Annotated in this window: 20 protein-coding genes; 13 read left to right on the top strand and 7 right to left on the bottom strand. The window is 68.8% G+C overall.

Translation table 11 applies throughout. The features are described 5' to 3' along the window. Nucleotides 1-10 precede the first annotated feature (10 nt). The 9 genes from E7742_RS23360 to E7742_RS11055 are packed head-to-tail and all read left to right on the top strand — an operon-like array spanning nt 11 to nt 12,095. Nucleotides 11-4,615 (top strand): phage tail tape measure protein, encoded by a 4,605-nt coding sequence (locus E7742_RS23360; RefSeq protein WP_254699241.1) that lies wholly within the window; start codon nt 11-13, stop codon nt 4,613-4,615. After that, complete coding sequence (locus tag E7742_RS11095) at nt 4,612-5,475, top strand: hypothetical protein (RefSeq protein ID WP_137799002.1); 864 nt, start codon at nt 4,612-4,614, stop codon at nt 5,473-5,475. The genes E7742_RS23360 and E7742_RS11095 overlap by 4 nt, the downstream gene beginning before the upstream one ends. After that, nucleotides 5,472-7,064 (top strand): Gp37-like protein, encoded by a 1,593-nt coding sequence (locus E7742_RS11090; RefSeq protein ID WP_137799001.1) that lies wholly within the window; start codon nt 5,472-5,474, stop codon nt 7,062-7,064. Before E7742_RS11095 ends, E7742_RS11090 begins: the two co-directional genes overlap by 4 nt. A gap of 31 nt (nt 7,065-7,095) precedes the next feature. Beyond that, the gene (locus E7742_RS11080) at nt 7,096-8,508 is read left to right on the top strand and encodes a peptidoglycan DD-metalloendopeptidase family protein (RefSeq protein WP_254699240.1); all 1,413 of its coding nucleotides are present in this window, start codon (nt 7,096-7,098) and stop codon (nt 8,506-8,508) included. Beyond that, complete coding sequence (locus E7742_RS11075) at nt 8,508-8,786, top strand: hypothetical protein (protein WP_137799000.1); 279 nt, start codon at nt 8,508-8,510, stop codon at nt 8,784-8,786. The genes E7742_RS11080 and E7742_RS11075 overlap by 1 nt, the downstream gene beginning before the upstream one ends. 3 nt (nt 8,787-8,789) lie before the next feature. Beyond that, the gene (locus E7742_RS11070) at nt 8,790-9,269 is read left to right on the top strand and encodes a hypothetical protein (RefSeq protein ID WP_137798999.1); all 480 of its coding nucleotides are present in this window, start codon (nt 8,790-8,792) and stop codon (nt 9,267-9,269) included. Between the two features lie 11 nt (nt 9,270-9,280). Then, the gene (locus E7742_RS11065; protein ID WP_137798998.1) at nt 9,281-10,345 is read left to right on the top strand and encodes a hypothetical protein; all 1,065 of its coding nucleotides are present in this window, start codon (nt 9,281-9,283) and stop codon (nt 10,343-10,345) included. After that, nucleotides 10,342-11,886, top strand: a complete 1,545-nt coding sequence (locus tag E7742_RS11060; RefSeq protein ID WP_137798997.1) for a hypothetical protein — start codon at nt 10,342-10,344, stop codon at nt 11,884-11,886. Before E7742_RS11065 ends, E7742_RS11060 begins: the two co-directional genes overlap by 4 nt. Continuing rightward, complete coding sequence (locus tag E7742_RS11055; RefSeq protein WP_137798996.1) at nt 11,883-12,095, top strand: hypothetical protein; 213 nt, start codon at nt 11,883-11,885, stop codon at nt 12,093-12,095. Before E7742_RS11060 ends, E7742_RS11055 begins: the two co-directional genes overlap by 4 nt. Nucleotides 12,096-12,165: 70 nt before the next feature. Here E7742_RS11055 and E7742_RS11050 read toward each other — a convergent pair whose 3' ends face one another. Genes E7742_RS11050 through E7742_RS11040 form a run of 4 tightly spaced genes read right to left on the bottom strand, consistent with a single transcriptional unit; the run spans nt 12,166 to nt 14,411 of the window. Beyond that, the gene (locus E7742_RS11050) at nt 12,166-12,546 is read right to left on the bottom strand and encodes a hypothetical protein (protein WP_137798995.1); all 381 of its coding nucleotides are present in this window, start codon (nt 12,544-12,546) and stop codon (nt 12,166-12,168) included. Between the two features lie 4 nt (nt 12,547-12,550). Further along, nucleotides 12,551-13,378 (bottom strand): DUF2637 domain-containing protein, encoded by an 828-nt coding sequence (locus tag E7742_RS11045; protein WP_137798994.1) that lies wholly within the window; start codon nt 13,376-13,378, stop codon nt 12,551-12,553. Then, nucleotides 13,375-13,545, bottom strand: a complete 171-nt coding sequence (locus E7742_RS23205; RefSeq protein WP_175420464.1) for a hypothetical protein — start codon at nt 13,543-13,545, stop codon at nt 13,375-13,377. The genes E7742_RS11045 and E7742_RS23205 overlap by 4 nt, the downstream gene beginning before the upstream one ends. Beyond that, nucleotides 13,542-14,411: a replication protein gene (locus E7742_RS11040; RefSeq protein ID WP_368076965.1), complete on the bottom strand. Its 870-nt coding sequence runs from the start codon at nt 14,409-14,411 to the stop codon at nt 13,542-13,544. Before E7742_RS11040 ends, E7742_RS23205 begins: the two co-directional genes overlap by 4 nt. Nucleotides 14,412-14,499: 88 nt before the next feature. Here E7742_RS11040 and E7742_RS11035 point away from each other — a divergent pair, with 88 nt between their 5' ends. Both E7742_RS11035 and E7742_RS11030 read left to right on the top strand, forming a co-directional pair. After that, entirely contained in the window at nt 14,500-14,925 is a 426-nt protein-coding gene (locus tag E7742_RS11035) for a single-stranded DNA-binding protein (protein ID WP_137798993.1), read from the top strand. A gap of 95 nt (nt 14,926-15,020) precedes the next feature. Continuing rightward, entirely contained in the window at nt 15,021-16,160 is a 1,140-nt protein-coding gene (locus E7742_RS11030) for an alpha/beta hydrolase family protein (protein WP_137798992.1), read from the top strand. Between the two features lie 37 nt (nt 16,161-16,197). Here the strand turns inward: E7742_RS11030 and E7742_RS11025 are convergent, their stop codons facing one another. The 3 genes from E7742_RS11025 to E7742_RS11015 all read right to left on the bottom strand — a co-directional run bounded on the left by E7742_RS11025 (nt 16,198) and on the right by E7742_RS11015 (nt 19,932). Beyond that, on the bottom strand, nt 16,198-17,508 hold the full coding sequence (locus E7742_RS11025; RefSeq protein WP_137798991.1) for a lipase family protein: 1,311 nt from the start codon (nt 17,506-17,508) through the stop codon (nt 16,198-16,200). Between the two features lie 44 nt (nt 17,509-17,552). After that, entirely contained in the window at nt 17,553-19,145 is a 1,593-nt protein-coding gene (locus E7742_RS11020; protein WP_137801157.1) for a GMC oxidoreductase, read from the bottom strand. Nucleotides 19,146-19,362: 217 nt separating this feature from the next. After that, nucleotides 19,363-19,932, bottom strand: coding sequence for a TetR/AcrR family transcriptional regulator (locus E7742_RS11015; RefSeq protein ID WP_137798990.1), 570 nt, complete (start codon nt 19,930-19,932; stop codon nt 19,363-19,365). A 128-nt stretch (nt 19,933-20,060) separates the two neighbouring features. Here E7742_RS11015 and ettA point away from each other — a divergent pair, with 128 nt between their 5' ends. Continuing rightward, nucleotides 20,061-21,734, top strand: coding sequence for an energy-dependent translational throttle protein EttA (gene ettA, locus E7742_RS11010; protein WP_137798989.1), 1,674 nt, complete (start codon nt 20,061-20,063; stop codon nt 21,732-21,734). A 1-nt stretch (nt 21,735) separates the two neighbouring features. Then, nucleotides 21,736-22,164, top strand: coding sequence for an acyl-CoA thioesterase (locus E7742_RS11005; RefSeq protein WP_137798988.1), 429 nt, complete (start codon nt 21,736-21,738; stop codon nt 22,162-22,164). Nucleotides 22,165-22,172: the final 8 nt, after the last annotated feature.

The following is a 22,172-nucleotide window of genomic DNA, read 5'->3' as shown; positions in this document are numbered from 1 at the left end:
GGGGGTCCCCGTGGCCGGTGGTCGGATCGACATCGAGGTCGGACTCGAAACGGGGAGCATCCCCGCGCAGCTGCAGTCCGGGATGCAGCCCGCTCTCGGGATGGCGAAGCGTCTCGCCGGAACGCTGGGGCTCGCCCTGGGTGGCGCAGCGCTCGTCAGCGCAGGCAAGCAGGTCATCAAGCTCGGCAACGAATACACGACGTCGCTGAACGAGATGGCCGCGGTCTCGCAGGCGTCGGCCGCGCAGATGGCCATCGTGAGCGAACGCGCGAAGCAGCTCGGCAACGACATCGAGTTGCCGAACACGTCGGCGTCGGACGCGGCCCTGGCCATGACCGAGCTCGCGAAGGGCGGGTTCTCGGTCGATCAGGCGATGAGTGCGGCGAAGGGCACCCTGCAGCTCGCCGCGGCCGCCGGCGTCGATGCCGCGCAGGCGGCGACCATCCAGTCGCAGGCGCTGCAGGCGTACGGTCTGGACGCGAGTTACGCGGCGACCGCGGCCGACGTCCTGGCGAACGCGGCGAACGCGTCGTCGGCGGAGATCACCGACGTCGCGTACGGGCTTGCGCAGGCGGGCACCGTAACCAATCAGTTCGGTGTCTCCCTCGAGGACACGGCCGCCACGATCGGTCTGTTCGCGAACGCCGGCATCACCGGCAGCGACGCGGGCACGCTACTCAAGACGGCGCTGCTGTCTCTGACTGATCAGGGCAAGCCCGCGCAGGCAGCGATCGAAGACCTCGGGCTCACGATCTACAACGCGCAGGGCAAGTTCGTCGGCATGCGCGAGCTGTTCGCGCAACTAAAGACGGCGTCCGAGCGGATGACCGACGAGCAGTACCAGGCGGCGACGGCCACGCTGTTCGGGTCGGACGCGATGCGGCTGGCCGGTATCGCGGCCGAGCAGGGCGTGACTGGCTACGACTCGATGCGCGAGGCCATCAGCCGGCAGGGTGCGGCCGCGGAGGTTGCCGCTGCGAAGACGCAGGGCCTGCCCGGAGCGATCGGGTCGGTGCAGAACGCGGCCGAGGATCTCTCGCTGCGCCTGTACGACCTCGTCGACGGGCCGCTCGAGTCGCTCGCCCGCGGCGCGGCCGACAAGATCACCGACGTCACCCCGACGATCATCAGTGGTATCGAAACGGCGGGATCGGTTGCGGCGAAGGCGGCCTCGGAGTTCATGGAACTCGACCCCGCGCTACAGGCGGCCGCGGTCGCGGCGGTGGCGTTCAAGGTCACCGGGCTCGGCGGGTTCCTGTCCGACCTCGGCGGCCGGGGCGTGGCGAGCCTGCGCGGATTCAACGACGAGCTGCGCGTGCAGCAGTCCCTCGCCGCGATGTCGGGGGAGCAGGTCGGCCGACTGACGTCCTCGATCGCGGTCCTCGAAACGCGGGTGCCGGCGATCGCGAGCATGGGGGCCGCATACCGGTCCGTCGCGGGGCCCGCGGCCGACTTCGCGACGCGGCAGGTCGCACTCGCGGCGGCGTCCGGACCGCTGACCGGGAGCCTGCGGGCCGCCACCGGTGAGGCTGTTCGGCTCGGCGGCGCGTTCGCCGGCACCGCGGTGGCCGGCGTGCGCGGGCTCGGTTCGGCGCTCGGCGGTGTGGTCTCGGCGTTCGGTGGCCCGTGGGCGGCCGGTCTCGCCGCTGCCGGGATCGGACTCACTGCGTGGATGGCGTCGGTCAGCGAGGCGAAGGCGCTGACGAAGCAGTACGACGACGCTGTCCGGCAGATCGCGGTCTCGCAGTCCGAGCTCGGCGACATCCTCGCGCGGTCGAAGGGCAAGTTCGACGACCTCGCGATCGCTAACGTGACGAGCCAGGTGTCCTCGCTCGCGAAACAGTTCGACGCCGCGGCCGCGAACGACGCGCGGTGGACCGACGTCACGAAGGACATGATCGGCGACGTCGTCATGTTCTGGCGCGGCTCCTCCGACGACATCTCGCAGGAGAAGGACCGGATCGGTCTGGCGAACCGCCAGGCAGCGCAGGCGATCCAAGATCTGGGGATGACCGACCAGCAGGTCGCGCAGGCCATGCTCGACAACGCCAAGTGGTCGGACATCGAACAGAAGCTGCGCGGCATGGGGGACGGCGGCGGTGCCGCCGCCGACAAGCTGAACGAGGTCCGTCAGCGGATCCTCGAGACCCGCGACGTCGCACAGAACACCACCCCCGGGTTCTTCGGTCTGTCGGAGGCCGTGAAGACCCTGGCCGACGACGCGTCGTCGGCTGCTGACCGGACGAACGCACTCAAGACGGCGCTCGACATCCTGTCGGGGAAGCCGATCGACGTCGGCGCCGCGATGCAGGCCTACAACCGGCAGATCCGGGAAACTGCCGAGGCAACCCGCGACGTGTGGGATGCCTCGCTCGGGTTCGGGCAGGCACTGAAGAACGCCGACGGCTCGGTCAACACGACCACCACCAACGGCGATCGTTTGCTGACGAAGCTCAACGACATCAAGGACGCGACGATCCAGGCCGCCGCGTCCGGTGCCGATATGGCGCCGATCTGGCAGAAGAACGAGGAGGCGTTCCAACAGCTCGCGACCGCGACCGGGCTCTCTGTGGGCGAGATCCGGAAGATGTCCGAGGAAGCGGGTCTGCTCCCGAAGAACTTCGAGATCGTTGCCTCCCTCAAGGGTGCGGACTCCGTCAAGCAGGAACTGGTCGTCGTCAAGGGACTGCTCGACCGGAACGCCGAGGGCATCGAGATCCCGACCACCGCTCTCACGAAAGAAACGCTCGCGAAGCTCGACGAGGTCAAGATCAGCGTCGAGAACGTGGACGGCAAGCCGGGCATCGTCAGGCTGTCCGCTCCGAACGAGCAGACGTTGGCGGACCTGCAGGCCGTGATCGACAAGGAGCTGCCCGGCAAGACGGTCGTCGTCGACGCCAACACCGACCCGGCGACGTCGAAAATCAACGCGGTCACGAGCGGCAACTACTTCGCGAATGTCACGCTGCGCGTGCTCAACCCGAACCCGATCCCTGCGGCCGTGGCATCGAACATCCCGTCGGCTCTGCCGCTACCGGGACAGCCGAAGGCGCTCGGCGGTGAGATCAGCGGCGGCATCCGGGGGAAGGATTCGGTGCCGATCCTCGCGATGCCGGGTGAGCACATGCTCACCACGGACGACGTCGACCGGCTCGGCGGGCAGGCGGGTGTGTACCGGTTCCGTGCCGCGCTGCAGGCGGGCCTGGTCCGCGGGTACGCGAACGGCGGCGAGATCGTCGATTCGATGACCGCGGTGGTGCAGTCCCGGTTCCCGGGCATGCAGATGTCGTCGGGGCTGCGGTTCACCGACAACGGTCACCACTCGACCGGGCATGCCGCGGACTTCTCCAACGGCTACGACTCCACCCCGGAGATGCGGGCGCTGGCCGCGTTCATCGCCGACAACTACCTGTCCCAGACGCTCGAGCTGATCCACTCGCCGTTCGACCGCAACATCAAGAACGGCGCGTACGTCGGCGACGGGATGGGCTTCTACGGGGCGGGCACGATGGCCGAGCACCGCGACCACGTCCACTGGGCAGTGAACGGCCCGGTGGGGCAGCCGCAGGCCGTCGTGCTCGGGTACAGCGTCTCGTCGGACAAGAAGAAGGAGTGGACGGAGAAGGACGAGCTCGATCTGCAGCGTGCACGGATTGCGGTGGACAAGGCTCGTGACGACCTGAACCCGAAGAAGGACGACAAGCGCACACCGCGCGACTACGAGGACGACCGGATCCAGCTGCGGCAGGCGGAGATCCGGGTCGAGGATCTCGAACGGGAAAAGGCAGCCGCGTTGCGTGGCGAGGCGCCGGCACCACCGGCGCCGGCACTCGGAAAGTCGATGTCGAACGAACAGCTCGACCGACTCGAAGCGCAACTCGCGGTCGACCGCGCATCGCGGGAACGCGACGAGGTCTACGCGAAACCGGACCGAACCCCGGGCGAGATGCAGGAAGCCGACATCGCGCTCATGCGCGCGAACAACCGGAAGGCCGATCTCGAGCGGCCCTCCGGGCTTCCGTCGACATGGTCCGAGTTGTTCGGCGAGGTGGCGAAGGAGTTCGTGTCGTCGAACGTCTCCGACGTCCTCGGCTACTACGGCGCCTCCGACGACCTCGGACCGCTCATCAACGCCGGACTGGCGGTCGCGAAAGCCGCCCCCGACGGCTTCGGCGCGGACGGCACCCAGCCGGCCGTGCAGCTGCCGTCGTGGATCACCGACCTCGTCGGCCCGGAAGGGCAGGCAGCGGCGTTCGTGCCGGACTGGGCGAAGGCGTTCCTGCAGTCACTCGGGGTGAAGGTCTACGACAACGGTGGCGCACTCGAACCCGGCGACCTCGGGCTCAACCTCTCCCGGCAGCGCGAGTTCGTGCTGAACCCGCGGGAGACGGTCGAGATGGAAGCAACGCGGGAGATGTTCCAGTCGTTCCGCGCCATCATGCGCTCGTCGATGGACCAGCCCGCCGCCGCGGCGCCACAGCCCGCCGACACCTTCGACGATGCCAGGCAGTACGTGTTCCAGCTGCCGAACGGATACGACTCGAACGCGGTTGCGACCGGCATTCACAAGGCAAGACAGATCGAGCAGTTCGAAACGGCAGGAGTGTGGATGTGACCTTCTTTCCGGACGACACCGCGAACGTGGTCCTCGTCGGCCCCGGCGCGGCGCAAGGTCTGCCGGAGCGGGCGTGGTACCTGTCCGAACACCACCTGGTCGGGCGCCGGGACTGCGGTGCAGTCCTCGCGCCCGGCTGGGCGGACTACCAAGAGCCCAAGGGCATCCATCAGTGGTTCAAGTCCGCCCGCGGCGACGGCGCCCGCTGGCTCGGCGCGGTGATGGACCCGCGGGAGTTCTTCCTCCCGGTCTACGTGCACGAGGCGTTCGGCCGGCCGTTCCAGGTCGTCAACGACGGGTTCTGGTCGGACATCGACTACATCTTCGAATCTCAGCTGCAGGTGTACACGAAGACGTTCGGGCTCCGGTACATCGACATCCGGCTCGCCGACCAGCCGCGGATCGCGGACAAGATGGACCCGGCGTTCGACAGGTTCGTCCCCTACCTGGTCCCGGTGATCTCCGGGAACTCGTACTGGTCGGGCATCGAAGAAACCCGCGAGTGGAGCAACGGCCAATCCACCGAACGGCTGAAGATCTACAACTCCGGCGACCGCAAGGCGTACCCGGAGTGGGTCGTCAAGGGACCCGGCATCTTCCGGATCCCGGACGGTGACACCGTCGTCACGACGCCGATGCTCAAGGCCGGGGAGGTCGCGCTCTTCCACACCGATCCGTCGAAGCGGCTAGCGAAGTCGAACATGCGCCCGAACTTGTACGGGGACATGGGCGCGCAGCGGTTCCGCAACGCGGTGCCGGGGCGCACCTGGTTCTCGCTGAAGAAACTCACCGTGATCGCCGGTAACGCCGCCTCGTCGGCGGTGTGCACCATCCGACCGAAGTCGAGGAGGCCCCGGTGACCGCACCGACCATCCCGGCGATCGACCCCGACGCCGCGTCACCGCTCGACACCTGGTCCGCACAGATGTGGGCCGAGCTCCTCGAGGAGAAGCCCCCACAGGGGCAGGCGGCCGAGTTCGAGGTCGAGGTGTTCAGTCCGAAGCTCGCCCCACTCGGCATGGTGGGGGACTACGAGTCCGCGCGCGCGAAGTGGGTGCGCCGCGGCGTCGGCGTCGCGCAGCTCGTCGTCGCTGGCGACTCCGAGTTCGCCGAGCTGTTCATGTCGTGCGACACCACTGTGATCCCGGTCCGTGTCACCTACAACGGGAAGAACTGGGATGGCCGCGTCGACAAGGCGATCTCGCGTGGGGTGAAGGGCAACAAGACCATCACCGTCACCCTCGTCGACAACTGGGTGTGGTTCTACGCGATGATGGCCTACCCGATGCCCATCCCGGGCATCGAAGAGGCACAGATCATCCCGCAGGACCTGTGGCACGGTCCCCTCGCCTCGGGGATCCGCTACTACATCGAGCGGAACGTCTGGCGCCTGAAGTTCCGCACCGGGCAGTGCCCGATCACGGTCCTGCCGTACAACGCGCTGCGCGACACGTCCGAGTTCTCGATGATGCAGGCCAGGATGGTGCCGCTCGGTCAGCTGTTCGAGGAATGGCTGAAGGACTCGACCCTCCACGTGCGGCCCCGCTACTGGATCAAGGGACGCGACCCGCAGCCGATGCCCGACAAGATCACGCTGACCGAGTCGCAGATTATCGTCGACGTCGTCGACCGCCCGAAGAAGGGCGGCGTGCTCAAGACGGGCACGATGCTCGACAGCATCGTCAACACCATCGCGGAGGCCATCGCCGACGGGATCGACGATTTGGTCGGCGGCTACCTGCCCGGTCTGGCCGACAAGATCGGCAAGATCATGCGGCAGCAGGAGTTGCCGTCGGTGGTGTGGTCGGAGGACTCGGACGGCATCATCGACGCCACTGTCGAGGTGACCGCCCCGAAGGCGTACCGGGCGGTCGTCGGCGGCAAGTCGCCGTCGTGGCTGAACAAGCTGGTGCAGATCGGCGTCGAGTCCGGCATCTCCGCGCTGCTCTCCTTCGCCGGCCTGATCATCCCCGGGCTCGCGTCGGCACTGAAGGGCGTCCTCGACAACCTGTTCTTCGCGTTCATGGCCGCAACGGACTACCGGCTCAAGGCCCAGCTCGGGCCGTTCGCGCTCCCGGAGGCGCTCGGCAACGGCGGCCCGGCCGCCTACACGTGGTCCGGTCGCCAGGTCGCCAAGCAGACGCTGTTCGACAACGCCGGCAAGCGCCGCGCAAAGATCGAGGTTCTCGACTGGTCGCCGTGGGGCGCGTTCCGCGACTACGACATCGCGCACCTCGTCGGCTGGGAAGACCGCGTCGGCGGCGGCGAACTACGCACCTTCTACGACCGCGTCGAGGCGATCGAGGCCGCCGACGACCGAGAGACGTCGGTCATCGCGACCACCTACATCGGCGACGACGAACCCGACAAGTCACCGACCCAGAAGAACGCCGAACGCGTCAAGCGGCTCATCGCCCAGTTCAACGCGATCACGATGGCCATTCAATAGCACCTGCACACAACAGGATTCGAGGACCGATATGGCTCCGAAGTTCTGGCCGCTCGAACGCGGCCGCATCATCACCTCGCAGTTCGGACGGCGCGGCGCCGAGTTCCACTACGGCACCGACTTCGGCCGGGTGGGCGGCTCCGGGGGGCTGCCCGTCTACGCCGTCCAGGGCGGCACCGTCATCATGGCCGGTCCAGCCGACGGGTTCGGCCGCTGGGTGGTCCTCGACCACCCGACCGCCGACGGCGGCGGCACCACCGTCTACGGACATGTCATCCCGGAGGTCGAACTCGGACAGCGGGTGGAGGCCGGCCAACGCATCGCCTCGATCAACCCCGACCGCAGCTCGAACGGCGGCGTCGACCCGCACCTGCACCTCGAGTGGCACCGCTTCGTATGGGTGCCACCCGGGCCGGACCGCCTCGACCCCGCCGCGCTCCTCACTGGCGCCGAGGACCCCTACCCGTTCGCCGGCGGCGGGACGTTGCTGCCACCGGTTCAGTACGGCATCGATGTCTCCAACCACCAGAAGAACTTCGACTTCGCCGCTGCCCGTGCCGAAGGCTTCACGTGGGCCACCCACAAGGTCACCGAGGGAACCTGGCGCGACCCGTTCTGGCCGCGGGCCCGCGAGGAGATGCGCAAGCACTTCACGGGACGGTTCGGCGGATACGCCTTCTGCCGGGTCGACACCGATCCGCAGCGTGAGGCCGACACCTACCTCGACCATGCCGGCGGCACCGACTTCCCGCTGCAGATCGACTACGAGGACGACGAGAACCGGGGCAGCCTCGACGACCTGCTCGCCCGGATCAGCGCATACCGGGAGCGCGGTGTCCGCCTACTCCCGGTGTACATCCCGCGCTGGTACTGGCGCGACCACATGGGGGCGCCGAACCTGTCCGGCCTCCCCGTGGGCGTCTGGAACAGCGACTACGTCGCCGGCACCGGCTACGCGTCGAACCTGTACCCGGGCAACGGCTACAAGGGTTGGGAGCCCTTCCACCCCGGCGCAGCACCGGTGCAGTTGCTGCAGTTCTCCGAACGCGGACGTGTGGCCGGCCAGACGGTCGACGTCAACGCGTTCCGCGGCACCACCCTCGAACTCGACGCCCTGTTCGCGGGCGTCCCCAACCTGCAGGAGGCACTCATGTCCGTCGCTGACGACGAACTCGGGAAGCTGTTCCCGTCCCGTTCGATCTACCGGGACTCCGACGAGGCGAAGCACCGCCTCGCCGCGTTCCTCTCCAACATCGACGCCCGCGAACACGAACGGTTCGTCGAGGACCAGGCACGCAAGGGAATCCCGGAGTACGTCGACCTCGTCCGCCGGGTCGCCCGCGACGGGATCGTCGGGAACACAGACGGGTTCGGCTACCCCGAGCTCGTCAACGAATCGAAGCGCCGCGCGCAAGCAATCCTCGACGAGATCGGAGCCAAGTGATGAACCCTCAGCTGATCGGCGACCTGCTGCGCCCCGTCCTCGAATCGCAGCCCTGGTACCGGAAGTTCTCGAACACCGCGACATCGCTCATGGGCCTTGTGGTGTCGATCGTGTGGACGATCATCGCGTCCGGTATGGGCCTACCGAACCAGATCGTCGTCGGGGTCCTCGTCGCGATCGCCGCACTCACCACCGTCGGGGTGAAGAACACCCCGAACGGCATCACCGAGCGCCAGATCACCGAGATCGAGCGTTACGCCGCCGAACGCAAGGAGTGATCGGTGGAAGCGCAGGAGCTGCCTAGCGGCGTCGAGATCCCCGAGCCCGCTATGAACCACCCACTCACCATCGCCGGTTTCGTCGTCCTGATCCTGCTCGTCCTCGCCGCGGCCGCGAAGCGGTACGCCGCCCAGACCGTCGTCCCGGCCTGGCGATGGGTAACCGGCCGCGACACCCGCGCCTACGCCGAGGTCGTCGGCGAACTCGAACTCGTGAAGGAGCAACTCGAAGCGTCCCGACTCGAGCGCCGGCGGGCCGACGAGCGGCACTCGGAGGAGATCGCCGCGATGCGGGAGCAGCACTCGGAGGAGATCGCGGCGATGCGAGAGCAGCACTCCCACGAGATCGCAGCGATGCGCAAACAGCACGACGCCGACATGCAGATCATCATCAGCGCGCTCGGTGAAACCCGCCGGCAGCTGGCGACGACGATCGCGGGTGTGAACGCCACGCGGACCGCCGTCGAGAACGCAACAAACTGAGAAGGTGAAAGATGGAGCCAGGATTCAACTTTGAGGTACCGGCGACGCTGCGGATCCGGCTTCGTGACTCGTGGGACATCCGGTCGACCGGCCGCGGCGTCCTCGAACTCGAAGGCGGAAACCTCGACATCGACGCGCTCGCGTACAAGGGCGACCCGGGCAAGGACGGTGAGCCCGGGCCGCCCGCCCGCTACATGAGCGAGGTCCCGAACATCGGCGCACTGCCGTCACCACAGACGCTGGGACCGGCCGACATCGGCAAGTGGTGGTCGGTCACCGACTCCGCGGACGCCTGGTTCTGGAACGGCACCAACCTCGCCCGCAAGCCCAACTACATCCAGGTCGGCCCCGCCGGGCCCGCGATCACCCTCACCCCCGGCACCATCACCGAGGGGCCCGAGTGGGGGTTCTCCCTCGACAAGGTCGGCGACGCCGCGTACCGGCTGAACATCGTCGCCAAGCCGGGCCCGAAGGGTGACGCCTCCACCGTCCCGGGCCCGCCCGCGACGATCATGACCGCCTCCGACGCGGACAACATCGCGGCGGCCGACGTCGGAACGGTGCTGTACAAGTCGGCACCGGACCGCGTCGGCGCGAAGAAGCTTGCCCTCTCGCCCGGCACCTACACCAAGGTCGGCACCGAGGCGGACTGGCTGTCGGTCGATTCGGGCGTGAAGTGGAACGGCACGATGCAGCAGATCGCGTCGCTGACCGTCCCCCCGCAGCCGTTCGCGTGGCAGCCGGACGCCACTGCGTTCTGCGAGTTCATGACGCAGTCGGCGTCCGGTCAGCGCTTCGACCTCGAGGTGCGCCTGAACGCAGTGACCGGGCAGCTGGTCGCACGCGGCGCGGGCGCGTCCGCCAGCGAGCCCCTCGACGCGTGGACGACGCGCCACGCCATCCCCGCCGCCGACGTGACCGCCGCACCCGGCGGTGGCGCCGTGGTGCCAGCCAACACGCAGGCCGTGCTGTACGTCATCGCATCCCGCGTGGAAGGCGGCGCCACACCGTGCCGGTTCTACACCCGCAAGGAGCGCGCGTTCCTGCGCGTGCGGCTGATGCCGGTGAACGAATGACGACCGAGTTCTTCGATCCGATTGCACCGCACATCGGGTACTCCGGCCGGGAGTTCGATCCGCCGGAGGGTATCTCATTCGACTCGCCGTTCCTGCGCGACGCCGGCAAGTCGATGGACACCGAGGTCGGTGGAAAGATCGAGACCGCGCCGGTCGTGATGACCGCGCAAGAGGACGCGAGGTTGGCAGCGGAGGCGGCAGCGGCCCAGGAGAAGGTGAACATCGATGTCTCGGATCGCCTCGCAGAAGCGGATCTGAAGATCGGCACGAAGGTCAACCCCGAGCAGGTGCCTACCGACGTCCCCGGGTGGGTGACACTGAACCCGGTCGAGGACGCTGTATTCCCGCGGTCGGAGATGGTGCCGGTGCCGACGATCAGCGGTGGCGCACTGGTCTGGGCGCAACCGGTGTACACCACCGCGCTCAACCGCCTCGACATCGGCTACATCAACGCCACACGGGACCGGGTCTACAACACCGTGGGACTCGTGATCGCAGACCAGGTCGTGAACAGCCCTGCGATGTTCACAGTGCACGTCTACAAGATGGGGAAGAACCCCAGCGGCCGGCCGAACGGCGAACTCACGCTGCAGTGGTCGAGCCCTCCCCAGGAGGGGACGTTCGGCGGCGGAGCCGCCGATGTCCGTATCGAGATCGGATATGACATCCCAGCGAAGAAGGGCGACTGGTTCGCGGTCGTCGTCCACCAGACCGGGGCGGGGACCACGCCGCGGAACCTGGTCGGCAAACAGACTGCTGCGATCGCCGCGATGCCCGGCGTGTATCCGTCCCGGCTCGGGATGACCAGGTCCGGGCAGGCCGTGGCACCCAGTTCGCTCATACCGGGCCAGCTCGACACGAACTCGACGTGGGTGCCATGGCTGTGTCTCGGCCAGACGGTCGGGATCGTGAAGGTCACCTTCATCGACCTGTTCGACCGGGCCGACGCTTCGGTCCTCGGAACGAACTGGTCGGTGTACGGCGCCGGCATGAACATCATGTCCGGGATCGCACGGTGCAAGCAGATCGTCGGTTCCTCAAACACCATCCGTACTGACTCCTCGTGTGGCGTGTATGCCTCCCGCCTGGCCACGGACTCGCAGGGAGCGGCGGTGAAGATCACCGCGTTCGACCGCACCAACATCGAGTGGGCGGAGAATCCGCGGGCCCAGGTAGCGGTCCGTTCGAACGGGTCCATGAGCCGCGCAGTCACGGTCGGGATCTGGTGGGGAGTCATCGAGATCCGGGCATATACCGACGCCAACCCGGCGGGCAAGACGATGAATTCGACGGATCACGCGTGGGTGGCGGGCGACATCGTCGAGTTGAGGGTCACCGATGGTGTCAACGGGTCGACGTACGTCGCCTACGTCAACGACGCACCAGTTCTGGAGTGGACCGACACCGGCGGCGAGTCGAGTCGGGGCGCGGGCTTCCGGTACGCCGCGTTCGAGACCTCCAACACGTGCCGCGCACTCGTGTTCACCCAGTACCACAGCCCGTCCGTCGGCATAAACGAATGGAAAGCGAGAGACCTATGACTACGTTCACCGTCCCCGGCCTGGACGGGATCACCCTTACCGCCACGTACGACCCTGAACAGTCATGGATGCGTCTCGAAGGGCACGACACCTCCGGCGCCCTCGTCTCGGCATCCGGATTCGCTATCACCTCCGAACCCATCGAACCGATCGTCATCACACCGGAACCACCCCAGCCAGAAGGCTTTGCGACCGACACGCCCCCGTAGAAAACAGCCCCCACTGCGCCAGATCCACTGGCGCGGTGGGGGCCCTTCGTTGTTTCTGGCGGCGGGTCGGCTACTTCTCGCCCTGCTGGTCTTTCAGGAAGCCGGCGTAGAAGTCATCGAAGTACTTCTCGTCCCGTGGGTCGTCGCAGTCGTAGGGTCGGGTCCGCAGCCTCGCGCCGGACATCTGATCGAGCTGCTGATTCATCGCGTCCGTCCGATCGCGCGTGCTGGCGCTGGGATCGGCCAATGTCTGCACCGCGGCTGTGCTTTCGTAGAAGCCCGGAGTGACGGCGGCGAAGGACTCGCACGCGGTCTCGCGAAGCTCGGCGTCCGAGGGCCCGCTGTCGGTGCTGGTGCACCCGCCGAGCACCAGCACCGAAGCTGACAGCGCGACAGCGCTGATGGTTCGTTTCATGCGACGGATCATGCCAGCGGCGGGTTTCTTCCACACGTGCTTACCCGGCGAGCGCGTCGGCCGCGCCGCGGTGCGCTGCCACGAGTGCGTCGCGCCCGCCGGGCCCGATGCGTCGTCGCAGTGCTGCGTCGGACATGCCGACGTCGGCCGCGACGGCGCGCTGCGACATGTCCGGGCGCGTCACGAGCAGATGCACCGCACGGGGCCACTTCGTGTCGTTCGACTCACGCGCCGCGTCGCCCGTGGTCGCAGGTGCGTCGGCATCCGACGCCGTGGCGGTGCGCAGTGCGTCGGCCTGCGCGGTGGTGCGTCGCTCCTGGTCAGTGGGTGCGTCGGAGACAGGAGCCGGGTCGGGCACGGCGACGAGCGTGACGACCGGCGCGTCGGTGTCGGGCTCAGGCTCCCGCGTCGGCTCGTCGTCGGGTGCGCCGGGCGCGTCGGTGGCGTTTGCGTCGCGCGTCGCCGCGTCGAGTGCGTCGGCGTCCGTGGCGGCGACTGCGTCGCGGTGGAGCTGCACGGCGAGATGCGGCGCGACGAGTAGGCACAGCGGCGGTATGACTGCGACGGCCGCGCCCGCCCACCCGGGGAGTGGGCCCGCCGGCAACAGGTGCGCCGCGCCGCCCGCGACGACGGACACGATGGTGGATGCGCCGAGCAGGATCCACGCGTAGGCGCGGCCGCCGCGCAGCCGCATCACCGCAGAGGTCGCGACGACCGCGAGGCCGTCGACGACGAGCGGCCACGCGTGGGCCATGACGGTGCCGTACCCGGCCCGTGCGGCGAGGTCGGCGAGGTTGGCGTACGACAGGGCGAAAGCGAGGATCGCAATCACGTATGTCGCGACGGCGTCGAAACGGAAGCGGGTCACTGGTGGGCTCCTTCGATCGTCGCGGCGAGTGCGCGGAGGTCGGCCTCGAGCGCCCAGAGCGCGCGGGCGTAGGCGAGGGCGGGCGTCTGGTTGCGGTCGTGCGTTTCGGTGCAGGTGCGCACTGTGGACGCATCGAGGATCTGTGTCAGTTGCTCAGCGACCGTCATGCCGCCACCGCCTCGGTGGAGCGGCAGGCGCAGCGGACCGCGGGCTTCTTTCCGTACAGGTCGTCGGGGTCCTCGATCCAGCCGTTGACGCATGCGCCGCATGCCGGCCGTGCAGTCGTGGCGGGGCGGGGCAGTGGCAGCGTCGACCAGGCCCCGATCCAGCCCTGGGCGTACAGCGTCGGATTGTGGGGGCGGTGCGCCGCGCGTGCAGCGTCGGCGAGGGCGGCGGCGCCGTGGGTTTCGAGCAAGGCCTCGATCATCTGGCACTGCTCGGGCTTCAGCGCGGTCCAGCTGGCCGTCAGGCCGCGGTCACGGCACGCGGCCGCGAGAGCGTCGAGTTGCCCGTTCGAGTGCTTCGACACCACGACACCCGTTCGCCGCGGTGCTCGGTGCGTCGGCGACGTCAGCGGCTTCGTCGTGGGGCGCGGTGGGTGGTTGGTTTCAATTCTTGCTCGATCAGTTCTTTCTGTAGCGCCCAGAATCCCGGCGGTCGGGTTCCCGGAGCCCGGATTCCTGGGCTCCGGAGCAGGGGAGGGCTCGGTGTCGGCGGGAACCTCGTGGATGATCTGGACGATCGCGAACTGGCCAGTCTCTCCGTCACGGACGCGCTCGCGCACTAGGTACCCAAACTCTTCGAGTTCCCGCATCGCAGTGCGGATCGCCTCGCGTCCCTCACGCGGGGACTGCGCCGCGATCGCGACGGACCGGGTGCGCCAGTCGGTCGGCTTGGACAGCAGCCACATCAAGACGCCGCGAGCGCGGAAGCTTAAGCGGTCGTCGTTCATGACGGCGTTGCTGATCGTCGTGAAGTGGGCGGTCAGGCGGGGGCCTCGCCTAATTCCGCTGGTAGGGGTATGATTGGGCACGTTCGACTCCTTCGACAGTCGGACACCAGACCCGAGCGGCTGCAACCGCGTCGGGTCTTTTTCTTTCGATCGCCACCCCTTACGGAAGATGTATCCGGTCAAGCGGGAGACCGCGTCCGGGGAGGAGGTCATGAGTTTCCGGATGGCCAGCAACGTCCGCCGCCGCGACCGCGAGTCGGGTGAGTGGGTCGACGGCGGAACGCTGTACCTGACGGTGAGCTGCTGGCGTCGGCTGGTGCAGGGGGTGGGCGCGTCGCTGATGAAGGGCGACCCGATCATCGCGCACGGCGAGCTGCGCACCAACGAATACCGCACCCGGGACGGGGAACCGCGCACCGACCTGGAGATGCGGGCCAGCGCGGTCGGACCCGACCTGGCGCGCTGCACCGCCCGGCTCGATCGGTCGGGGCGGGGACGGGCGACGACCGAACCCGACAGCGCGGACGCACCCGACGCCGAGACCCCGGACGAGGACGGGGCGGTGGCGGAGGACGTCGCGGTGCTCGCCGGCTGACGACCGTCCGCTCCGCGCGATCGCGTGTTCGGCACCCGATCGGTCCGCCGTCTGCAAGAGTGACGGCACATCCGATCCACGTGCCGGGAGGGAAAATGCGTCGAACTACCGTCGGAATGTGGGGCCGCGCGACGGCGGTGATGACCGCGCTGGCGCTGACCGTGCTGGTTCCCGCCACGGCGTCGGCGGGCGCGGCGCCGGCCGACGCCGCCGGCGCGGTGCAATCGGTGGAGGCGCTACCTCCCGAGTTGGGGTTGCCCGGAACGGCACGGCAGTACCGGGTCACGTATTCGACGCGGGACGCCGCCGGCCGGCCCGCGTCGAGTACGGGCGTGGTGTTCGTGCCACAAGGCACGCCACCGGAGGGCGGCTGGCCGGTGGTCTCGTGGGCGCACGGCACCGTGGGACTCGGGGACGCGTGCGCGCCCTCGGCCAATGCCCGCAGCGTGCGGGACGCGAACTACCTGGGGCACTGGCTGTCCCAGGGGTATGCCATCGTCGCGACCGACTACATCGGGCTCGGCACTCCCGGTGTGCATCCGTACCTCGAGGGTGCGTCCGAGGCGACCGCGGTGATCGACATGGTGCGTGCGGGACGTGCGGTGGCGCCGGAGCTGTCGCCGCGCTGGATGGCGATCGGTCAGTCGCAGGGCGGGCACGCGGCGCTGTTCACCGCCCACGAGGCGACGCGGTACGCGCCCGAACTCGACTACCGCGGCGCGGTCACCACCGGGGCACCGTCGAACCTCGAGTCGGCGTTCGCGGTCGGCGGACCATGGATTCCCCCACTCGGGCTCGACGGGCTCACGGTCTTCACGACGTACATCCTGGCGGGCATGCGGGCGACGATGCCCCAGGTCGACGTCGACGGCTATCTCACCCCGCGCGGCCGGGAACTCGTCGACGCGGCCGAGACGCTGTGTTACGACGACCAGACCGAGGCGGTGCAGGGGGTGTCCGTCGGGGAACTGCTCACCCGCTCGCTCGGAGAGCCGGCGATGCACGCGGCGCTCACGCAGTACCTCGGCGTGCCCACCGGTGGGTACGACCGACCGCTGTTCATCGCGCAGGGGTTGCTCGACACCGTGGTGCCGGCACCGTTGTCGTTCAAGCTGATCGCCGACCTGCGCCTGGCCGGGGTCGACGCCACCTACATGACGTACCCGACCAACCACGACGGCACCATGGCCGCGTCGTTGCCGGACTCGACCCCGTTCGTGCGGGCACGGCTCTGACGGACCGCCGCCGCGGTGTCGCCGCGGCGGCGATCTTTCACGCCAGGCTGCAGCCGGGGGCGACGGGGACGCCGTCGAACCTGTCGAGCAGGAACCGGACCGGCGCGCCGTCGACGTACGCATCCTGGATCTGCGGGCCGAAATGGTTGCCGAACGTGGTGCCCGGCAGGATCGGCGGTAGTTCGTTGGTGCGGAAGGTGACGTCGGCGCCGCGCTCGCACCAGTCCACGGCCAACTGCCGGGCCTGCGCGTACGGCACCGTGTCGTCGTTTCGGCCGCTGGTGACGAGCACGGGAACCTGCGGCGCGATCCTGCCGATGCGCTGGTCGTCGAGCACCCGCATCGCCTCCGGGACGGTGCGGAGGTTGTCGAGCAGCGACGCCCCGTCGCGCGTGTAGTCCCGCGTCTGCAGGAACGGCTGCTCGACGATGACGTCGGCGATGCACTCGCTGCCGATGGTGTCGAGGACCGCGCGGCCCTCGGGTGTCATCCGCTGCTCGAGCGTCGATTCCAGCTCCGGGTACCGGGCGACGAAACCGTTGACGGCGAACCCGATCGCACCGCCGATGAGGTTGCCGTCGATCTGCCCGAGCACCTGCTCGAGGTCGGCGGTCGGCCCACCGGCCCACGCGCCCGCGATGTTCAGCTCGGGAGCGTAGGTGGGTGCCAGTTCGGTGGCCGCCGCCGTGGCCCCGCCTCCTTGCGAGTATCCCCAGAACGCGAGCGGGGTCCCGGGCCCGCTGCCGCTGAGCTGGTTCGCCGCTCGGGCCGCGTCGAGCACGGCGTGGGCCTGCTCCACACGGTTGACGTAGGTGTGGACGCCGGGCGTACCGAGTCCGATGTAGTCGGTGACGAAGACCCGCGCCCCCAACGACGACCACAGCGCCGCCGACGGCGCCTCCTGATTCGCCGACACGAACAGGGGATCGGTACCTGCGATCACGCCCGTGGAGAAGGCACGGGACATCGCGCACCGGTCACCCTGGCCGGACGTGCCGGGCGCGATGATCACCGTGGGGCGCGGACCGTCACCGCGCCACGGGTGGGTGCTGTCGATGAAGGTGCCGGTGACCGCCGTCGGCGTGCCGTCCTGCAGACGGGAGGTGTACATGACCAGTTGCGCTGCGGCCGGCCACGTCCCGTCCGCCTCGGGAATCGTCGCGAACAGCGGCAACGGCTCGGCCCGGACCACCGCACCCGCGGCGGCCGGCAAGTCGACCGGCGGCGTGTAGAAGTCGGTGTCGGCCACAGCCGGAGCCGCGGTGAGGACGAGTGCGCCGGTCACCCAGCTCAGTACTGCCGCGACAGCAGCTCGGGTGGGACGACGAGACGGTCGAGAGTTCTTCATGCACGGAGCTTTCGGGTCGTAGGGTCGGGGGCGACGGTGGGCCGTCAGATGACGGTGCCCACGTCCTGCGTCACGATGCGGTCGAGTGCGCGTTCGGCGACGGCGGCGATCGTCATCGACGGGTTGCATGCGGCGGTGTTGCCGGGCATGAGGGCGCCGTCGAGCACGTACAGTCCGCGCTGCCCGACGACGCGGCCCTCGAGATCGCAGACCGTCCCCATGCACGCACCGCCCAGCGGGTGCCACGTCGACGGGACGAGGGCGTTGGTGTCGGTGAGGATGCTCGACGGCCCGGCGATCGCCCGGACCGTCGGGTCGATGTGGCCGTTCTGGATGGCCCGGTCGCCCTCGCGGGGCCACCGGAGCACCGTGTCGTGCACCGACGGGTCGTACACGACGCTGCCCCGCCCGTCGCTCACGCCGTAGCCGACGAGCATGGTGCTGCGGACATCCACGGACAGGGACGGGATCGAGGCCTGGATGACGGTGTGCGCCGAGCGGGGATCGTCCCAGTTGAGGCTGCCGTAGACGACCGGCCCGCCCTGCGTCTCGCCGAAGGCGGTGGCGGGGTCGGTCCACACGTAGATCCGGTCGGCGTTGGTACCCCAGCCGCCGCCGAGCCCGTCGGGCAGGTCGGGGATGCGGCCCTGCGCCGCGGCGCGCACCAGCAGCCTGGTGGTGCCCAGGCTGCCCGCGGCCATGACGAGCGCGTTCGTCGTGAGGACCTTGTTCTCGACGACCCGCCCTGCGGTGTCGATCCGGTTCACGTACACCGTCCAGCGGCCGTCCGGCGCCCGCTCCACGTCGGTGACCTCGTGCAGCGTCTGCACAGTGACCGTGCCGGTCGCCTCGGCGGCCGCGAGGTAGGTGACGTCGACGGAGTGCTTGCCGCCGTTGTTGACGCCGAGTGCTCCCTCGCCGGTGATGTACGCCGGCTTCATCAGGCCGCGGAGCTCGTCGAGCGCGTAGTTCCAGTCGATCGGCATCGGGATCTTCGACAGCGGCAGCCCGGCGCGCCGGACGTGTTGCGCGAACGTCCGCGGGGCCAGATAGGTGGGGCTGTCGACGAGTTCGTCGGGGGCGACCGCGAGCCCCAGCATGCGGGCGACGCGCGGATAGTGGATGCGATCCATCTCGGTCCAGTCCAAGCCGGTGGGGAAGTGCGTCGTGAAGACGGCCTCCGACGGCTGCAGCGACATTCCCTGGTAGATCAGCGATCCGCCGCCGAGTCCGGCGGCGCACAGGGCCGTGATGTTGTCCCCGACCACCGCTTCGACCAGGCCGGTGAACGGCTCGACGACCACCGGGCGCCCGAACAGCTGCGGCGCCGACCGGTACCAGAGAGCACGCTTGTCGGGCGCCGTCGGGCTGGGGAAGGTGGTGGCGTTCGGTCCTGTGGGCCAGCGGATTCCGCGCTCGAGCACGAGCGTCGGGACGCCGGCCTCCGCGAGCCGGAGCGCGGCCACGCCGCCGCCGAATCCCGACCCGACCACGATCACGCGATGTTCCTCGCGGGTGACCGGGACCCGGGCGACGCGCGCCGCGACGCCCGCGGCGCGGGCTGTTCCGGACGCGGCCAGCGCCACCCCCGCGGTGGCGGCGGCCGTCAGGAACGACCTTCTCGTGATCTCGGGCACGGCGAATTCCCCCCACTTCTCGGACACGACCTGGCTCGAGACGGGCTACCGCACGTCGGTTCGTCCCGGACACCCCAGTGGGCTGAAGGGTCCCTTCGTGCGCGGGCAGCGCATGAACGGTCCCTTCAGCTCTCGGGCGGAGCAGCGGTCAGCCGCGCGGAGTGACGGTGCTCACTCCGAAGAGCGAGCTAAAACTAGACATTCGTCGCCGCAAGTGTCAAGAACCCGCGTGGTCGGGCGCGCTCCCGGTGAGCGCCGGACGCAACCAGCGGGTGAGGAACCGGCGCAGGTCGTCGTCGGTGTGGACCGCCTCGTCGTCGAAGATCACGACGGACATGCCGAGCCGCAAGGCGATCTCGACGATGTCGTCCAACCGGCTCTCCAGGGCGGGCTCCAGTTCGACGATCGGTGAGAGCAGTTCGTGGGCAACCGGTTTGGCGCGCGCGATCATGCCGGGGTCGAACAGCGGATTGCCCTGCCCGGCGTGGAGCAGGGCGCCGAGCACGGGCACGTCCCGGATGGCGGCGCGCCCGGCGACGACGAGTTCGACGATGTACTCCACGGGCGACGACGCGGTGTCGACGCGGGCGCGGATGTCGCCGAGGACCTGGGCGAGAAGCCCGGCGACCGCCTGCGAGACGAGGTCCTCGCGGGTGCCGAAGATGGAGTAGACGGTCTGCCGGGTCACGCCCGCGGCGGCCGCCACGGCGGCGATGTTGACGCCGGCGAACCCGGCGCTCCCGATGAGCCCGAGCGTGGCGTCCAAGATCTTCTTCCGCGACCGCACCGCGCCATTATCGGGCACCGGTCCCGCGCGCGGGCCCGGTGCGGGACGGGCGCGGTAGGCTGGCGGGCGAGTCGTACGTTCTCGCAGCCGGTGAGCTGCACATTTCCAGTCCAGATTGGAGCCGTTGGGTGGCTGAGTTCATTTACACGATGAAAAAGGTGCGCAAGGCGCATGGCGACAAGGTCATTCTCGACGACGTCACCATGAGCTTCTACCCGGGCGCCAAGATCGGTGTGGTGGGCCCGAACGGCGCAGGTAAGTCGAGCATCCTGAAGATCATGGCCGGGCTGGACCAGCCGTCGAACGGCGAGGCGTTCCTCGACCCCGAGGCGACCGTCGGCATCCTGCTGCAGGAGCCGCCGCTCAACGAGGAGAAGACGGTCAAGCAGAACGTCGAGGAGGGCCTCGGCGACATCAAGATCAAGCTCGACCGGTTCAACGAGATCGCCGAGCTGATGGCGACCGACTACTCGGACGAGTTGATGGACGAGATGGGCAAGCTCCAGGAGGAGCTCGACCATGCCGACGCCTGGGATCTCGACTCCCAGCTCGAGCAGGCCATGGACGCGCTGCGCTGCCCGCCGGCCGACGAGCCGGTCACCCACCTGTCCGGTGGTGAGCGCCGCCGCGTCGCGCTGTGCAAGCTGCTGCTGAGCAAGCCCGACCTGCTGCTGCTCGACGAGCCCACCAACCACCTCGACGCCGAGTCGGTGCTGTGGCTCGAGCAGTTCCTGGCGAGCTACCCGGGCGCCGTCCTCGCGGTCACCCACGACCGCTACTTCCTCGATCACGTCGCGCAGTGGATCTGCGAGGTCGACCGCGGCAAGCTGCACCCGTACGAGGGCAACTACTCGACGTACCTGGAGAAGAAGGCCGAGCGGCTCGAGGTCCAGGGCAAGAAGGACCAGAAGCTGCAGAAGCGCCTCAAGGAGGAGCTCGCCTGGGTGCGGTCCGGTGCCAAGGCCCGCCAGACCAAGAACAAGGCCCGTCTGGACCGCTACGAGGAGATGGCAGCGGAGGCCGAGAAGCACCGCAAGCTGGACTTCGAGGAGATCCAGATCCCGACGCCGCCGCGCCTGGGCAACGTCGTGGTCGAGGTCGAGCACCTCGACAAGGGCTTCGACGGCCGCGTGCTGATCAAGGACCTGTCCTTCACGCTGCCGCGCAACGGCATCGTCGGTGTCATCGGCCCCAACGGCGTGGGTAAGACCACGCTGTTCAAGACCATCGTCGGGCTCGAGGAGCCGGATTCGGGCACCGTCAAGGTCGGCGACACGGTCAAGCTCAGCTACGTCGACCAGACCCGCGCCAACATCGACCCCAAGAAGACGGTGTGGGAGGTCGTCTCGGGCGGCAACGACTACATCGAGGTGGGCCAGAACGAGATGCCCTCGCGCGCGTACGTCAGCGCGTTCGGCTTCAAGGGTCCGGACCAGCAGAAGCCGTCGGAGGTCCTCTCCGGTGGTGAGCGCAACCGCCTCAACCTGGCGCTGACCCTCAAGGAGGGCGGCAACCTGATCCTGCTCGACGAACCGACCAACGACCTCGACGTCGAGACGCTCAGCTCGCTCGAGAACGCGCTCCAGGACTTCCCCGGTTGCGCCGTCGTGATCTCCCACGACCGCTGGTTCCTCGACCGCACCTGTACCCACATCCTGGCGTGGGAGGGCAACATCGAGGAAGGCAAGTGGTTCTGGTTCGAGGGCAACTTCGAGGCGTACGAGGCCAACAAGGTCGACCGCCTCGGTGCCGACGCCGCGCGCCCGCACCGAGTCACCCACCGGAAGCTGACCCGGGACTGACGTGACGACGACACCTGAGGTCTACAGCTGCGACATCCAGGTCCGTTGGGGTGACTCCGACCGCCTCGGTCACGTCAACAACGCCCGCGTCGTGGAGTACATGCAGGAGGCGCGGTCGCTCTTCCTGACCGAGGGGGCGACGTCGGCGGGCGTCACCCCGCGCGCGGTCGTGGTCCGCAAGATGGACGCCGAGTTCCTGCGTCCCATCACCGACGCGTCCGGTCCGGTCCGGGTCGACGTGTCGGTGGTGCGGGTCGGGACGTCGTCGTTCACGCTGCGGCACGTCGTCAAGGACACCGCCGGCAACGTCTGCGCTACCGGGGACGCGGTGCTGGTGAGCTTCGACGTGCGGACCGAGACCTCGCGACCGTTGTCCGACGGCGAGCGGGGGATACTGGAGCGCTATCTGCCGGTTACCGCGCCCGCGTAACGGGCGCT

The sequence above is a fragment of the Rhodococcus sp. SGAir0479 genome (assembly GCF_005484805.1).
Taxonomy (GTDB): Bacteria; Actinomycetota; Actinomycetes; order Mycobacteriales; family Mycobacteriaceae; genus Prescottella.
The sequence above is the reverse complement of the archived record's forward strand: the minus strand, read 5'-3'. Positions and strand labels throughout refer to the sequence as shown.

Bases quoted from the DNA above. Each gene is read 5' to 3' on its own strand.
- E7742_RS11080 (WP_254699240.1), top strand. From the start codon at position 7,096: ATGGCTCCGAAGTTCTGGCCGCTCGAACGCGGCCGCATCATCACCTCG.
- E7742_RS11075 (WP_137799000.1), top strand. From the start codon at position 8,508: ATGAACCCTCAGCTGATCGGCGACCTGCTGCGCCCCGTCCTCGAATCG.
- E7742_RS11065 (WP_137798998.1), top strand. From the start codon at position 9,281: ATGGAGCCAGGATTCAACTTTGAGGTACCGGCGACGCTGCGGATCCGG.
- E7742_RS11060 (WP_137798997.1), top strand. From the start codon at position 10,342: ATGACGACCGAGTTCTTCGATCCGATTGCACCGCACATCGGGTACTCC.
- E7742_RS11055 (WP_137798996.1), top strand. From the start codon at position 11,883: ATGACTACGTTCACCGTCCCCGGCCTGGACGGGATCACCCTTACCGCC.
- E7742_RS23205 (WP_175420464.1), bottom strand. From the start codon at position 13,545: ATGACGGTCGCTGAGCAACTGACACAGATCCTCGATGCGTCCACAGTG.
- E7742_RS11035 (WP_137798993.1), top strand. From the start codon at position 14,500: ATGTATCCGGTCAAGCGGGAGACCGCGTCCGGGGAGGAGGTCATGAGT.
- E7742_RS11030 (WP_137798992.1), top strand. From the start codon at position 15,021: ATGCGTCGAACTACCGTCGGAATGTGGGGCCGCGCGACGGCGGTGATG.
- E7742_RS11025 (WP_137798991.1), bottom strand. From the start codon at position 17,508: ATGAAGAACTCTCGACCGTCTCGTCGTCCCACCCGAGCTGCTGTCGCG.